General features: G+C 40.3%; 11 protein-coding genes and 1 other RNA gene. All 12 read right to left on the reverse strand.

Annotated features, from left to right (window positions below):
- Positions 1-11 precede the first annotated feature (11 nt).
- The 12 genes from VEIS1202513_RS04875 to hydG all read right to left on the reverse strand — a co-directional run bounded on the left by VEIS1202513_RS04875 (position 12) and on the right by hydG (position 16,504).
- Complete coding sequence (locus VEIS1202513_RS04875; protein ID WP_005386075.1) at positions 12-464, reverse strand: helix-turn-helix domain-containing protein; 453 nt, start codon at positions 462-464, stop codon at positions 12-14.
- Positions 465-512: 48 nt separating this feature from the next.
- Positions 513-3,257, reverse strand: a complete 2,745-nt coding sequence (locus VEIS1202513_RS04880) for an FtsK/SpoIIIE family DNA translocase (RefSeq protein ID WP_213466880.1) — start codon at positions 3,255-3,257, stop codon at positions 513-515.
- 82 nt (positions 3,258-3,339) lie between these two features.
- Positions 3,340-4,641 carry a replication-associated recombination protein A gene (locus VEIS1202513_RS04885; protein ID WP_213466881.1) on the reverse strand — a complete coding sequence of 434 codons (1,302 nt, stop codon included), beginning with the start codon at positions 4,639-4,641 and terminating at the stop codon, positions 3,340-3,342.
- Positions 4,642-4,730: 89 nt separating this feature from the next.
- Positions 4,731-4,903: non-coding RNA, 6S RNA (gene ssrS / locus VEIS1202513_RS04890), on the reverse strand.
- Between the two features lie 80 nt (positions 4,904-4,983).
- On the reverse strand, positions 4,984-6,789 hold the full coding sequence (gene aspS / locus VEIS1202513_RS04895) for an aspartate--tRNA ligase (RefSeq protein WP_156720063.1): 1,806 nt from the start codon (positions 6,787-6,789) through the stop codon (positions 4,984-4,986).
- 8 nt (positions 6,790-6,797) lie between these two features.
- Positions 6,798-8,069 (reverse strand): histidine--tRNA ligase, encoded by a 1,272-nt coding sequence (hisS, locus tag VEIS1202513_RS04900; RefSeq protein ID WP_105094521.1) that lies wholly within the window; start codon positions 8,067-8,069, stop codon positions 6,798-6,800.
- Complete coding sequence (gene hemZ, locus VEIS1202513_RS04905; RefSeq protein WP_213466882.1) at positions 8,069-9,496, reverse strand: coproporphyrinogen dehydrogenase HemZ; 1,428 nt, start codon at positions 9,494-9,496, stop codon at positions 8,069-8,071. The genes hisS and hemZ overlap by 1 nt, the downstream gene beginning before the upstream one ends.
- Positions 9,489-9,980, reverse strand: coding sequence for a Fur family transcriptional regulator (locus VEIS1202513_RS04910; protein ID WP_024065550.1), 492 nt, complete (start codon positions 9,978-9,980; stop codon positions 9,489-9,491). Before VEIS1202513_RS04910 ends, hemZ begins: the two co-directional genes overlap by 8 nt.
- Positions 9,981-10,020: 40 nt before the next feature.
- Entirely contained in the window at positions 10,021-10,656 is a 636-nt protein-coding gene (locus tag VEIS1202513_RS04915) for an MBL fold metallo-hydrolase (RefSeq protein ID WP_213466883.1), read from the reverse strand.
- Positions 10,656-12,896: a RelA/SpoT family protein gene (locus VEIS1202513_RS04920; RefSeq protein WP_213466884.1), complete on the reverse strand. Its 2,241-nt coding sequence runs from the start codon at positions 12,894-12,896 to the stop codon at positions 10,656-10,658. Before VEIS1202513_RS04920 ends, VEIS1202513_RS04915 begins: the two co-directional genes overlap by 1 nt.
- An 11-nt stretch (positions 12,897-12,907) precedes the next feature.
- On the reverse strand, positions 12,908-14,890 hold the full coding sequence (recJ, locus tag VEIS1202513_RS04925; protein WP_060923968.1) for a single-stranded-DNA-specific exonuclease RecJ: 1,983 nt from the start codon (positions 14,888-14,890) through the stop codon (positions 12,908-12,910).
- A gap of 195 nt (positions 14,891-15,085) precedes the next feature.
- Positions 15,086-16,504: a [FeFe] hydrogenase H-cluster radical SAM maturase HydG gene (gene hydG / locus VEIS1202513_RS04930; protein ID WP_060923969.1), complete on the reverse strand. Its 1,419-nt coding sequence runs from the start codon at positions 16,502-16,504 to the stop codon at positions 15,086-15,088.
- Positions 16,505-16,733: the final 229 nt, after the last annotated feature.

Genomic DNA, 16,733 nt, shown 5'->3' on the forward strand with positions numbered 1-16,733 from the left:
CTAATCAACTATTAGAAAAGGAATAACCACAGTAAAAATAATGCCATACAGAATAAAATAATGCCTAAAATAATACGTTCCTGAACGATAGAACGTTGGCGTTTTCGTTGACGCGTTTCTAAGGACATACGCTTTTTAGAGGTTTGGTATTCAACGAATTCACTTTGCACCAAATTTGGCGCAGCTTGTGCCTTCTGACGCGTCACAGAACGCAAAGAAAACGTATCTATATCACCTACTTGACTTTGGTAGGCTTTTACCAAGCGATCCCCATCAAGATCTAAATAATTACCGTAATTACGAATAAAGCCTTTTACGTAGACCTGACCAGGAATGATGTCATACTTACCATCTTCTATAGCTTCCAAATAGGTTGTTTTAATGTGCAGTACTTGCTCCACATCTTTAAAGGTTAAATTACGTCTTACTCGTTCACGTCGTAATTCTTCGCCTAATTCAGCCATTTTCGTTCCTCTCTTAATCTACATAATACTCATATCGTAATCATTTAATTATTGCTCATCATTGGAGTCTGAGAAATATCGCGCCTTAGCTTGTTCAGGGCTCATCAAAATTTCTCGAGCCTTACTGCCCATACTAGGACCAACAATTTTAAGATCTTCCATCGTATCAACAAGGCGAGCCGCACGAGTATACCCAATGCGGAATCGACGCTGTAACATAGACACAGAAGCTTGACCAGATTCCATAACGAGATTAACAGCACGTTCTAATAATTCATCGCGGTAGATATCATTTTCTTCTGATGATTCTTTTTCGGTTTCCTTTTCAGCCTCTTGTGTAACAGTATCGTCATATTCTGGTTCACGTTGAGCTTTTACAAATTCTACAAGATGTTCTACCTCATCATCAGAGATAAATGCACCTTGTACACGAATTGGTTTATTAGCACCAATTGGAGCAAATAACATATCCCCTTTACCAAGCAATTTCTCAGCACCCGCCATATCGAGAATAGTACGGGAGTCAATTTGAGAACCTACTGCAAAGGAAATACGGCTAGGTACATTGGCCTTAATAGAGCCTGTAATAACGTTGACAGAAGGACGTTGCGTAGCAAGTACCATGTGAATACCTGCAGCACGCGCCATTTGTGCTAATCGACTAATAGATTCTTCAATATCATCAGGAGCAGTCATCATAAGGTCAGCTAACTCATCGATAATTAATACAATCAAAGGCATAGCCGCCTTAGGGTGCGCTTCGTTATAGCTCTTAATATCGCGTTTGCCAGATGCTGCAAAAGCTTTATAACGAGCCTCCATCTCACGAACAGCCCAACGCAATACAGCAGCTGCTTTTTTCATATCTGTTACAACTGGCGCCATCAAATGAGGAATGCCATTGTAGATAGACAATTCAACCATCTTAGGGTCGATTAATAAAAGCTTAACCTCTTCTGGTTTACGACTAAATAGAATACTTGAAATCAAAGTATTAACACATACAGATTTACCAGAACCAGTAGTACCTGCTACAAGCAAGTGAGGCATCTTCGCAAGGTCAGTAATAACAGGCTTACCTGCAATATCCTTGCCAAGACCTACCGGAATACCCCCACGAGCGTCCTTGAAGTCACTACAATCAAGAACATCACGCAAATGAACGGCCTCTGTCGTCTTATTAGGAACCTCGATACCGATGGCGGATTTACCAGGGATTGGAGCCTCCATCCGAATATGTTGAGCCGCTAAGTTTAAGGCAATATCATCAGTTAAGTTGACGATACGGCTAACCTTTACACCAGGTGCAGGTTCAATTTCGTAGCGTGTAACAGTTGGACCTTGTGTAGCATTAACGACCTTAGCAGTAATACCAAAGTTACTCAATACATTTTCAAGCATCATTGCATTTTGCGCTACTTCTTCACCATTGCTTTGACTCCCCTTCCCTTTCGCCAAAATATCAAGGCTTGGGAAATGATAAGGTCTATCATAGGTACGATGAATTTGACCATCTTTAGATACTGCTACTTGTGCTGTATCTTCTGTAGTACTAATAGTAGATGGTACTTGTAAACTCATACCAGACATACCGGCACCAGCACTTACAGAACTTGCTGCAGCACCTGTTCCAGGTACAGCAGAAGCTATGGCAGCGTGATTAGTTTCCAATGGACCAATCGTTGTATTTTGATATGTAAACTTTGGTTGTTCCTCATGGTTATTCTCTACTGAGTCAGATTCATCTATATATCCTTCGTCTGGAGTATATGTATAATCCTCATCTGGAGTATATACATAGTCATCACCTGTAGATCTACTAGCATCAGAGAATTGATCAAAATCATCTGCATCATAAGACTTCGCATCACCAGCATCTTCAGAAATATTCGCCAATTGTTCTGCTGCACGGTTACGCGCTTCTATTTCAGCTAATTCTTTCCAAGATGTGGGAGCCTTTGGAGCTTCTACAGTCGTTACTGTATCCACCATAGATTCATTATCTACAACCGCACTCGTTTCAAAGTTATCTCGGTCAGTAGTGATACCTCGTTTTTCAAGTGTATCTAACGCTTGATCTGCAGCATCAGCAAAGCGTGTGTCCTTTTCCCTGTTATACGCTTTCCGTTGTTCTGCAGCTTCTTTACGTTGTTCATTCCAATCTTCAAAGACCTCTTTAGCTACAGCTACCTTCTCAGCAGCCACTTCTTTAGCCACATCTAAACCTACTTGTGTTTTATCCGCTGCCTTTTGCAGGCCACTTCGCAAAGATAAACGAGTGATCAGAATACCAAAGGCTAATAATAAGAACACATCTAAAATGATAGCCCCTAGCTCACCTAATAGGGTGCGAAGGAATGTAGCGATGGCACCACCTACTACACCACCTTGATCAGCCAATTGTGTTGTGATTAATTCCTGCCCCTCAGGAACGCGCCACAATGGAACAAGAGCTAGCAAGAATAGGAAGAACAAAGTCATTACAACGCCCCGTTTAGTAACGGAAATAAATGTTCCTTTATACAATAATCGCCAGCCAATCCAGAACACACCAAGGCAAGGAATAATACCGCCTAGGCCAAAACCATAACGGAATATACCTGTTAAAATCTGTCCTACAAGACCGAGTTCAAACCCAAAGAATCCGAGCAAGGAAATAACTGCAAAGGCAATTACAATTAAGCCTTTAACTTCGCTGCGCAAGGAAAATCCTTGAGACTTAGTTTGCTGTTTTGTACTTGTTCGCTTTCGTCGTGTATTGCGTTTTTTGGTGGAAGTTTTTTCTTCTGCCATAAATCTATACAAACCCCTTACTTATATAACACTACTGTAAATTAACTTATCATTATATTATAGCATATATCGAAGTATTTAGTTAGCTTTTACGCCGTTTCTCCCAGTCACAGAGCAACTGTTCTTCCTTGCCTCTTTTAATACCGTTGTAGTACGAAGCATCCATAAGAGGTGTTGGTAGATACTGCTGTTTTACATAGCCATTTGGATAGTTGTGAGCATACTTATAGGTGTTCCCATGACCTAACTTGCTAGCCCCACTATAATGACTATCTTTTAAATGATCTGGCACCTGTCCACAATCCTTGTGGCGCACATCGGCAATTGCTGCATCGATAGCCAAATAAGCAGAATTACTTTTCGGTGCTAATGCTACATAACAAGCCGCCTCAGACAATATGATACGAGCCTCTGGAAATCCTACCATATGAGCCGCTTGAGCCGCTGCATTGGCTAGAATTAAAGCTTGCGGATCTGCAAGGCCTACATCCTCAGCTGCACATATTACGATCCGACGAGCAATAAAATTAGGATCCTCCCCCGCTTCAATCATACGTGCTAAATAATGCATCGTCGCTTGTACATCAGAGCCACGCATACTTTTAATAAAAGCAGAGATTGTATCGTAGTGGCTGTCACCTTTTTTATCATATGTGTAAATCCGACGTCCCACAACTTTTTCAAGAACCTCTATGGTTATAGTCCCTTCATCCGGTACCATAGCTGCAGCCTGTTCTAAAATATTCAAAGCCATACGACCGTCGCCATTAACGAAAATTCCTACATCCTCTAGCACTTCATCGGCTACTTGTAAACGGCGTTTACCAAGACCTACCTCTTCATCTGTAATAGCACGACGCAAAATTTGACCAATCGCCTTTGGTGTCAAAGCCTCCAATGTTATGAGTCGCAAACGGGATAAAAGCGGTCTATTAACCTCAAAAAACGGATTCTCTGTGGTGGCACCAATGAGGATAATCGTACCATCTTCTACACAAGGTAATAACACATCTTGTTGGCTTTTATTGAAACGATGGATTTCATCGAGGAATAATATAGTTCTTTGTTGTAATGACCGTACGCGCTTACGAGCATCCTCTATGATGTTACGCAACTCACCTATACCAGCATTGGTAGCATTTAAATTTACAAAATGACTGTTACTTACCTTAGCAATGATACCTGCTAGTGTAGTTTTCCCCGTTCCACAAGGCCCATAAAAAAGCATAGATGGAATGGTATCCTTCTCTACCATAGCACGTAAGAAGGTCCCCTTCCCTACGGCCTTCTCTTGACCGTATAAATGATCCAACTTGGTAGGACGCATACGCACAGGAAGTGGCTCATATGCATTTGTAGGCTCTAAATCAAACAAACTATCCATTCTATCACCTCAATTCACTGTATCTAAACAATTAATATTCATATTTCTAAACCATTGATGTTCTCATTATATGCCATTTTTACACGCAAAAAAGCCCCACCATGCCGTAATGTACCGCGTTTTGATCCTGCTTAGGGCAGGTGGGTGTCCTCCTCATCCTGCAGTTGTCCCATAAGGGCGTAACGTTCAGACGAGAGTTCGGACTCCCGAAGTAAATGTGTTGGCTCAAAACTGCGATATCACACGCACATGGCAGGGATATCTTATACATAAATAGTATCAGAAAGATTGGTAATAAACAAGTCTTGACATTTGAATTTTAATCAATTCTTGCCTATGTTTTTACACCAAAGATTGCTCTTCTTCTTCCTCGATATCTGGTTTAATATGCAACTCTTTTAATTGTTTAGGTTCTACTTCAGATGGCGCTTGGCTCATAACATCAGAAGCAGATTGAGTTTTAGGGAATGCGATTACGTCGCGGATAGATTGACGTTTTGCCATCAACATAACAAGACGATCAAGGCCGAATGCACAGCCTGCATGAGGAGGTGCACCATATTGGAATGCATCAAGCATGAAGCCGAATTTGGATTTTGCTTCTTCTTCAGACAAACCAATAGCTTTGAATACTTTTTCTTGTACATCAGATTGGTAAATACGCAAGGAACCGCCACCGATTTCAACACCGTTCAATACCATATCATAAGCGATTGCTTTTACGCTGCCAGGATCGGATTCCAATTTATCAAGGTCTTCATGACGAGGCATTGTGAACGGATGGTGCATTGCAACATAACGTTTTTCATCTTCATTATATTCGAACATAGGGAAGTCAGTTACCCATGTGAATGCCAATTTATCTTGGTCAATCATGTTCATACGACGTGCCATTTCAAGGCGCAATTCGCCCAATGCACGTGCTACAGTTGCTGGTTTATCAGCAATCATCAATACGAGGTCGCCACCTTTAGCGCCCATTTTTTCACCGATGTTGCGGATTGTATCTTCACCTAAGAACTTCATGATTTGAGACTTGATAGAACCATCTTCATTGAAGCAAGCCCATGCAAGACCTTTCGCACCATAACGGTTTACATATTCAACAAGGTCATCAAGTTCACGACGAGGAATACCTGCATCACCAGGTACTACGATACCTTTAACTACGCCACCATTGTCGATAACAGAACGGAATACTTTAAATTCTGTATCTTTTACAAGATCAGTTACATCAGTAAAGGCCATGTCAAAACGAAGGTCTGGTTTATCAGAACCATATTTATCCATTGCTTCATCCCATGTAATGCGAGGCATAGGCAATGTGAGTTCTTTGCCCAATGTAGTTTTAAATACATGAGCAACCATTTCTTCAAGCATGGAGTAAATGTCTTCTTCATCTACGAAGGACATTTCCAAGTCGAGCTGAGTGAACTCTGGTTGACGGTCTGCACGCAAATCTTCATCGCGGAAGCAACGAACGATTTGGAAATATTTTTCATAACCAGCTACCATCAAGATTTGTTTGAAAATTTGTGGAGATTGTGGCAATGCATAGAATGTACCAGCATTTACACGAGAAGGTACTAGATAGTCACGAGCGCCTTCTGGTGTAGATTTAGTAAGCATTGGAGTTTCAATTTCCAAGAAATCGCGGCTATCGAAGAAGTCGCGCATTGCTTTCGTTACTTTGTGGCGTAAAATCAAGTTACGTTGCATTTCTGGACGACGTAAGTCAAGGTAACGATATTTTAAACGAATATTTTCATCTACATCGATATCATCTTGGATATAGAATGGAGGTGTTTTAGCAGAGTTCAATACGCGCAACTCTTCACAGTACATTTCATATGCACCTGTTGGAAGATTTGGATTGATAGCAGCTTCATCACGTTTTGTAATTTTACCACGTACACAAAGTACATATTCGTTACGAACATCCTCTGCTTTGTGGAAAGATTCCACGTTATGATCTGGAGATGCCACTACTTGTACTACGCCAGAACGATCACGTAAATCCAAGAAAATCAAACCACCATGATCACGACGGCGTTCAACCCAACCACATAATACGACCTCTTTACCTACCTCTTGTTCAGAGATGGTGCCACAACCGTGCGTACGGTGTAAGCCTTGCATTGTTTCCATTCTAATTGTCATCCTTTCACCAAAGAAGTTATACGTTCAGAAACTGTATCGAGTGGTACAGTTTCTTGTTCACTAGTTTCCATGAATCGGATTATGGCTTCCCCACGAGCCAATTCATCATCACCCAATATGATAACATATTTTGCATTAATTTTGTTAGCATATTTTAATTGTGCCTTCATACTCTTACCCTGTCCGTCCATTTCAACGGATACATATGCATCATGCAATGCTTGGCAAATTTTGAAAGCCTCTACCTTAGCCGCATCACCAAGAGCTACTACGAATGCAGATGGCTCTACAGTTTGTTCCGGTAATAAGTTTTGTTTTTCAAGGGCTAATAATAAACGTTCCATGCCCATCGCAAAACCGATAGCTGGTGTATGAGGACCATCAAGTTCCTCTACAAGTCCATCGTAACGACCACCACCGGCTACTGCACTTTGAGCCCCTAATGGAGTATATTGCACCTCAAATGCTGTTTTTGTGTAATAATCAAGGCCACGTACTAAACGAGGATTTAATGTATATTGCACATTAGCAGCCGTTAAATAAGTTTTTAATTCTTCAAAGTGATCATGACATTCTTCACATAAATGTTCGTGAATTTCAGGAGCACCTACGGACAAAGATTTGCATGTTTCATTTTTGCAATCCAAGATACGCAACGGATTTTTATACAAACGTTCTTGGCAGTCACTACATAATTGTTCTTTTTTAGGCTCAAAGAACTCAATTAATTTTTCACGGTATACAGGGCGGCATATTGGACATCCTACAGAGTTCACCTCTACATTGAGGTCTTTAAGGCCAAAGTCTTTCAACAATTGTACGACCATGCAGATAACTTCACTATCCACTACAGGGGATTGAGAACCTAATACCTCTGCCCCAAATTGGTGGAATTGGCGGTAACGGCCAGCTTGTGGTTTATCATGTCGGAACATAGGCCCCATGTAATACCATTTTGTAAGGCCTTCTTTACCATATACTTTATTTTCTAAATAGGCCCGTACTGCAGATGCTGTATTTTCAGGGCGCAAGGTAAAGCTAGAGCCACCATCATCACCCGTAGTAAATGTGTACATTTCCTTTTGTACTACATCTGTAGTTTCACCGATGCCACGCAAAAATAATTTAGTATCTTCAAAGGCAGGTGTGCGAATTTCGTTGAACCCGTATACCTTACAAATTTCACGCATACGCTGTTCAATATAGTGCCAATTTATCATTTGCTCTGGCAAAAAGTCTTGTGTACCTCTTGGTTTTCTAATAGCCATTACACAACCTCCCAAAATTTTTTACAAATTCTATGTCGTTTCTCTAATAGTGCATCTATCGTTGCGTGGTAAACATCTACATCCTTTGGCATATGCTGTTTCAATTGACGATATTCAGGGGCCCGCATCCACTTAGATGAACTACCAGGTCCCATGGAAAGAATACTTTGTCGCTCTTCCATAATCTGAATATTGTATTCGCACGCTTTGCCGGGCAAGGTATAGCCGATATTCTCTAACTGTCCTCTCATATATTGTTGACGATATAGATAATATGGTACATAGCCAGCCGCTTCTAGACGCTCTTTACCATATTGTACCATGTCTGCCACGAGATGTTCCTCAGGGATATCATCTTGCATATTTAAATCATACAATGGGCTACCACGTTTTAATGCTAACGTATGAATTGTAACATTTTCCGGCAAATTTTGACATACATAATCCATATTCTCTATCATGTTTTGCATCGTTTGATTTGGTAAACCGGCAATAAAATCCATATTTACCGCTAACGACGTATTATGTTTGACATAGTGTAACAACTCATCAATATCACGTGCACTATGTCCACGCCCTATGCGACGTAAAATATCATCTTGCATCGTTTGTGGGTTAATACTGATACGATTAACACCTAAATCAAGCATAGATCGTAACTTTGTAGGATTAACAGAATCCGGTCGCCCCGCTTCTACAGTAAACTCATGACCTTCAGGAACAAGTATAGATAGCTGTTTCAGAACTTGGTGAAAGTCTTCGTCCCCTAACACCGTCGGTGTACCGCCTCCCATATAGAGGGTATCTACCGTTAAGCCATACGATTCAACAATAGTTTTCATATCCTCTATGTCCCGGTCTAAGGCAGTTAAAAATTGGCTTTTACCATCATAGTCCTGATAGAGTCCATACGGAAAGGAGCAGTAAACACAGCGGGTGTCACAAAAAGGAATGCCACAATAGAGACTCACCTTTTTATCGTCTGTATCAGCTAAAAACGGACGTTGGTATTCACCTATAGCTCCTAAAGTGGCAAGTTTTTCCATAGACACAGAAAACTCGTCCCTAATGTGACGAGTTGCTGTGTGGACAGAGCCATATGTATCTATATATTTATGTAGCAGCTTTGTAGGGCGTACACCGACCATAGTCCCCCATGGTGCATCAACTGGCAAGCCTTGATATTCACGCAAATAGCTTAACAAAGCTTGCCCTATTTGACGTCGTCCCATAGAGGAAACGGGACCTTCAAAAGTCTGAACCGTGTCACCAATGGTAACTGTTAAGGTATACAATCCATCGACTTCATGAGCTTCAAGAATAACATCTGGATGCACCTTGTCAGAAAACAGGCCTGCAGCACCACAATTATGAGCCACTACAGAACCAAGCGGTAATGGTCCCGTATATAGATATCCATTAAGCATGGTGATGAGCCATACGTTCTAATTTATCAAGCTCTGCTTCAGTCATATGATTTTGGCAATCACTGCAATAACCATATACTTTCAATTGATGGTCGATAGTGCGGAAGTTCAATTTTTTAGCAATGATGGATTCTAGTGTTTCAAGCATATCATCTTCAAACTCGGATACTTTGCCACATTTTACGCAGATCAAATGATGGTGGAAATGAGCAAACTCTTCGTCGTTCAATTCGTAACGGTTACGGCCATCGCCGAAATCAAGACGTTTCAACAAATCAAGTTCAGTGAAGAGATCAAGTGTTCTGTAAATAGTAGCCAAGCCGATATCAGGAGCCACTTCTTTTACAAGTACATATACGTCTTCTGCACTTAAATGATTTTCATCAGCATCGATGAAGGCTTGTAAAATTGTTTGACGTTGTGTAGTCAATTTGTATTTTTTGTCTTTAATGCGTTCTTTTAATTTTTCTAATGTTGTATTCATGATAACTATCCCCTTTACTTCTTACAAAATTTTATAAAACCTACGCTCCAACGAATGGATTGTATTGTTTTTCATAACCTATATTTGTTTCCGGCCCATGACCAGGATACACCATAGTATTATCAGGCAACTTATAGAGCTGCGTTTTAATGGATTCCATTAACGTCTCATAAGAACCATTTGGAAAATCTGTACGTCCCACAGAATCTCTAAATAGTGTATCGCCTACAAATACAAGGCCTTCCATATAATAACATACCCCACCCGGCGTATGACCTGGCGTTTCAAGTACTTCAAGGTCAATAGCGCCACATGTAATATGGTCACCTTGCTTAACCTCGATGATATCAGCATTTACCTTAATGGGTGTAGGATTGCTATAGGCGCTGAGATTTAACTCAGGATCTGCCAAATATGGTACATCACCCTTTTGAATATATACAGGCACATGATATGTATCTACAATATCTTGAACGCCACCAATATGGTCACCATGACCATGAGTTAGCAAAATGGCTTTTGGCTTCAAGTCATGTTTCTTTAGCGCATCTAATACTTCCGGTGTGGCAGGGTCAATGATGAAAGCCTCACCAACCGCTTTATCACCTATGACATAGCAATTTGTTCCTAGTGGACCTAAAGGCATGCGCATAAGCACTAATTGTTGTTCACTCATTAAGCCCCTCCTTTACTACGTTGTACCGTATATACTTCACGAATACGACGCAACTTAGTCATAACAAAATCAAGTTGTGAAATATCTCGGATATCAACAACTACATTGATACTTACGGTTTTAGTATCTTCTTGAACCTTTGCATTGATGTTTGTAATGGTGATTTTCAATTCTGAAAGTACAGCCATAACCTCCATCAACAGACCATTTCGATCATAAGCTTGGATATCGATGCCTACGTGGAAAGATTCACCAGAGGAACCATCCCAGGAGACCTCAATCATACGCTCTAAATCTTCTGGCGTATGCCCTAGACTCGTACAATCGGAGCGATGGATGGATACCCCACGACCACGCGTGATATAACCGATGATATCATCACCAGGTACAGGGCTACAGCATTTCGCCATACGCACCATGACACCAGCTTCCCCTTTTACGAGAACGCCCGTACCATTCTTAGTCGTTTTTGGCCCTTGAGCTTTTAACTTCTCAATGATTTGTTCAGTGCTGTGTTTAGACTCTTCTGCTTCTTTAGATTTTTTATAGAGTTCAATTAACCGTAATAGAACAGTGCTGACAGGAATACCGCCATAGCCACAAGCAGCAAACATTTCCTCTTCAGTACCTGCTTTAAGCTGTTTTGTAACTTGTTGGAGACGATTATCACCGATCAATTCTTTCCAACTATAGTTTAATCGTTTCGCTTCTTTTTCAAGCGCCTCTAGGCCTTTTTCTATATTTTCAGCTTTATTTTCACGCTTGAACCAGTTGCGAATTTTGCTCTTACTTTCAGAAGAGCCTACAATATTAAGCCAATCAAGACTTGGACGACCTGTTTTAGATGTAATAATATCTACAATATCGCCATTTTGTAAGGTGTAATCTAGCGGTACAATTTTACCGTTTACCTTCGCACCCACACAGCGATGACCAACATCGGTATGAACACGGTACGCAAAATCAAGTGGAACTGAACCAATTGGCAATTTAACAACATCGCCCTTTGGTGTGAATACAAAGACCTCACCAGAGAAAACGTCTAGTTTTAAAGCATTAACGAGTTCTGTTGGATTACTTGTATCTTGCCATTCAAGGACTTGGCGTAACCAGGCAACCTTTTGGTCGAAATCCTTATCGCCATTTTTATTGCCTTCTTTATAACGCCAATGCGCTGCAACACCGTATTCAGATACGCGGTGCATTTCCCATGTACGGATTTGAATTTCTACAGGTTGCCCCATGGTACCGATAACCGTAGTATGTAACGATTGATACATATTAGATTTCGGCATGGAAATATAATCTTTAAAACGATATGGCAATGGTTTCCACAAGCTATGAGCAATGCCTAATACGGCGTAACAATCAGGAATTGTATCAACGATAACGCGAACTGCAAGCAAGTCATAGATTTGAGATAAATCGCGATTGTCCTTTTTCATCTTCTTGTAAATACTGTAGAAATGTTTTGGACGACCTTTGATATCCGCCTTAATATGAGCTTCGCCTAAAGCCTTAGTGAGTTGACTCATCGTATCATTTACAATATCTTCACGAGCTTGGCGTTTTTGCTTCATTTGATCTACAAGATCATAGTATTTTTCTGGTTCTAAATACCGGAATGATAAGTCTTCCAGCTCCCATTTCACATTGAAGATACCAAGGCGATGTGCTAAAGGAGCAAAGATTTCTAATGTTTCCTTTGCAATGCGCTTTTGTTTGTCGCTACGCATATGCTTTAAGGTACGCATATTATGTAGGCGGTCACCTAGTTTAATAACAACGACGCGCACATCCTTCGCCATGGCTAAAATCATCTTCCGATAATTTTCCATTTGCCGATCTTCTTTTGTTTCATATTGGAATTGGTTTAATTTCGTTACACCATCAACAAGGAATGCTACTTCAGAGCCAAACATTTCCTCCAAGTCTTCCTTTGAATATGATGTATCCTCAACCACATCATGCATGAGTGCTGCCATAAGTGTGATATGGTCAATTTGTAAGTGTGCCAAAATATCAGCTACTGCTAGTGGATGCATGATATACGGTTCACCAGAAGCTCTAAGCTGACCTTCGTGAGCCTTATCTGCAAGCTCAAAAGCCTTTAATACTTGGTTACACTCATCATCTGTTAAATAGGTATGGATATACTCCATAAATTCAGCTAAAGCTTTTCCTTTATCAAAAGTGCTTTGTTCTACTAAAGCTTTGCCTTCTTCATTTACAGTTGTCATGGTGTCACCTCCTATACACTATAGGTAAGAAATGTTACGGACGTGACAAGATCTAATTTTCCTTCAATGGCATTCCATCTTAGCATTAATTGACCATCATCACTGGTATATTCTTCTATGATGCCCAACTCCTTAAATACATCTAAGGATGTAAGAGCACTGCGATTATTTTGATCTGCCGGCTTACGGCGCAAAATATCTTGCTCCACATTATAAACCGATTGACTACGACCACGCATAGCTTGTTTGACTATGACATACATTGCTCTAAGCCCTTCCGTGGAAAGTGTAATCGGCTCTTCAGTGAGCGGTTCAATAGCTTGGATCATAAGCTGTGGAGAAACCATCCCTTGCCATTCATTCTTTTGCAATGAAAATGCTACTTTCACCACAGTTCCAATGAATATAGTTTTAAATAAATCGGGACGATTCCAAGCAATGGCATCCAATGTGCCACTAGAGGTTTCTAAAATCACCTTGCAGTGATTTTTCAATTGTCCCATAAGCATTATATCTTGTACGGTTGCTTCCATAACGGCAAAGACCGGCGTACTATTGGCCATACCATATGGCTCAAGGGCTGATACGCGGTCAATAATATCTACATCGATATCATCAACGGGTAGTTCCGCATCAATAGCAACAACAGGAATATATTCCTCTGCTGTTACATGCTCCTTACAATACGCAGTCAAACGGTCTCGCAATTCATCTATACGATTTGCATCAATACTGAAGCCTGCTGCTGCAGCATGGCCACCGAATTGTAATAACACATCTTCGCAAGACTTCAGTGCATCGTAGATATTAAAACCATCGATACTACGACAGGAGCCTTTGCCAATGCCATCGTGGATACTAATAACCAGGGTCGGCTTATAAAACTCCTCAACTAAGCGAGAAGCCACAATACCGATAACACCAGGATGCCAGTCTTCACCGGCTACAACGGTTACATAGTCTGCCTTATGGCCTTGGTTAGCCACATCGATACGAGCTAGTTCGTGAATATTTCTCTCTAGTTCTTGACGCTCACGATTTGTTTCATTTAATTCTTCAGCAATCGCTTCAGCCATGTCAGTATTATCAGTAACTAGCAACTCAACAGCACGTGTTGCATGGGTTACGCGACCTGCTGCATTGAGCCGTGGGGCTAAGGTGAAACCAATATGTCCAGATGTTATAGTTCGTTCATGGAGACCTGCTACATCGATTAGCTTTTTAATTCCTAGATTTGGATGACTATTCATCTTTTCAAGGCCTGCTTTTACGATGATGCGGTTCTCACCGACTAACGGCACAACGTCCGCCACAGTGCCTAATGCAACAATATCTAAATCATCTAAATACCATTCACCAGTCTTTGTAAGCCACAATGCTTGGCATAATTTAAAAGCAACCCCAACACCGGATAAGTTCTTATCCTTGTAGTGACAGTCCTTTTGCTTGTGGTTAATAACAGCCTTTGCTCGTGGAATCATATCTGGTGCCGTATGATGATCTGTAATAATCATATCGATACGATCTCGTACAGATTCTACAATATCGTAAGAACTAATACCGCAGTCTACGGTAATCACTAAAGCTGTACCCCGTTCTATAAGGTGCTCTAAAGCATCTAAATTGAGGCCATACCCTTCACTTTGACGCTCTGGTATGTAATAGGTAACATCAGCACCTAGTTTCTTTAAAAAACGATATAGAACAGATGTGGCAGTAATGCCATCTACATCATAATCACCATAAATAACGATTGGTTTATGTTTTTCAATTGTCTCCTGAACTAGCGAAACAGCTACATCCATATCTTTTAATGCGAATGGATCTAACAAATCAGACAAAGAGCCTTGTAAAAACCGACGCCCTTCATCAACATCTATGTGGCGATTAACCATTAATTTGGCCACAATAGGATTCACACCAAGTTCACGGATTAAGATATTCTCTTGTTCTTTGTCGCTTGTGGAAATGCGCCAACGTTTTTTCTTAATCATCATATCCCTCAGTAGTTTATAATCAATATTAGTATAAAACTTCAACGTATTATCATTATCATTTTTATTTATTATACATCAAAAAGCGAATAAAATAAACTATTTTATATACTTTATTCTCATTTAACTTTTGACATTTTCTCAACAAAAAAGAACCTCCCATTATCAATAGGAGGTTCACGATCAGTGAATTACTTAGAACCGGAAGTCTCGTTCGCCGTCTTTCATCTGTGCAATATAAGCTTTAGCTTTATCTTTAACTAAATCATTTTTGATATTTTCTAACTGTTGTTCAATAACCTTAGCGCCATGAGCTTTAGTTTTTTCATCACCATAATCCATGATGTATTCGTTTAATGTCATCAATGCATTAGGTTGGCAACAGTTATGGATTTGACCGGATTTAGCGAGGGCCATAAATCTGTCCCCTGTTCTACCTGCTCGATAGCATGCAGTACAGAAGCTAGGCACATATCCAAGATCTAGTAACCAATCTACGATTTCATCTAATGTACGTGTGTCACTGCGATCAAATTGAGCCGAATTATCTTCTGGTTTCTCTTCTTCTTTGTAACCACCTACGCTAGTACGAGAGCCACCACTAATTTGGGAGATACCTAATGCCAAACCGCGTTCACGCATGGATTGACTTTCACGGGTAGACATAATCATACCTGTATACGGTGTGGATACACGAATAAGAGCAACGATTTTCTCAAATATATCGTCAGGTACAGCATTACTGAAATCATCTACATCAATATCATCAGCTGGACAAATACGAGGTACAGAAATTGTATGTGGACCTACACCAAATACTGCTTCTAAATGCTCTGCATGCATCAACAAACCTACAAAATCATATTTATAATGTTCCAAACCATAAAGAACACCGATGCCTACATCATCAATGCCACCTTGCATAGCGCGGTCCATCGCCTCTGTATGGTAGGCGTAGTCGCTCTTAGGGCCTGTTGGATGAAGTGCTTCGTAGTTTTCTTTATTGTATGTTTCTTGGAATAATGTATATGTACCAATACCAGCTTCATGTAATTTCTTGTAATCCTCAACGGAACAAGCTGCAATATTTACGTTTACACGGCGAATTTCGCCATTTTTGTTTTTAATACCGTAAATAGTCTTGATAGATTCCAAAATATATTCAAGAGGATTATTAAGAGGATCTTCACCAGACTCAATAACAATGCGCTTATGCCCCATTGCTTCTAAGGCAATAACCTCTTCTCTAATTTGGTCTTGAGTCAACTTTTTACGTTTAATATCGCGATTTTTAGAATGGTACGGACAGTATACGCAGCCATTAATACAATAGTTAGACAAGTATAATGGTGCAAATAGAACGATACGATCGCCATAAATAGCTTTCTTGATTTCTTTAGCTAACGCATAAAGCTTTTCCTTATATTCAGGCAACGGACATTCTAATAGAACAGCTGCTTCTCTATGATTTAACCCCTTAAATGTAGCAGCTTTTGCTAAAATAGCATCTAACAACTCCCGATTTTCCTTGTTTTCCTCTGCATAGGCAAGGGTGTCAAGGATTTCCTGATGGGAAATAAATTCCTCCGCCTTTGGAGATTTTACATCATACATAGTACTTACCTCAAATCTTTCTAGTGGCAACGCCACCCCTCTTTAGGTATATGAAAGTATATGACAACCAGTATTCTGGTATTTCACTGATACTGTACATAGTATACCACTATTCCTACTAAAAAACATAGGAATTTGACACACAATAATAAAAGGTTACTCCCTCATAAGAGGAAGCAACCTTTATAGTATGGGAATTTCTAATTTATATCGATTATCTATATCGAAT

Origin of the sequence: Veillonella orientalis (assembly GCF_018406505.1) — a bacterium.
GTDB classification, from domain to species: domain Bacteria; phylum Bacillota; class Negativicutes; order Veillonellales; family Veillonellaceae; genus Veillonella; species Veillonella nakazawae.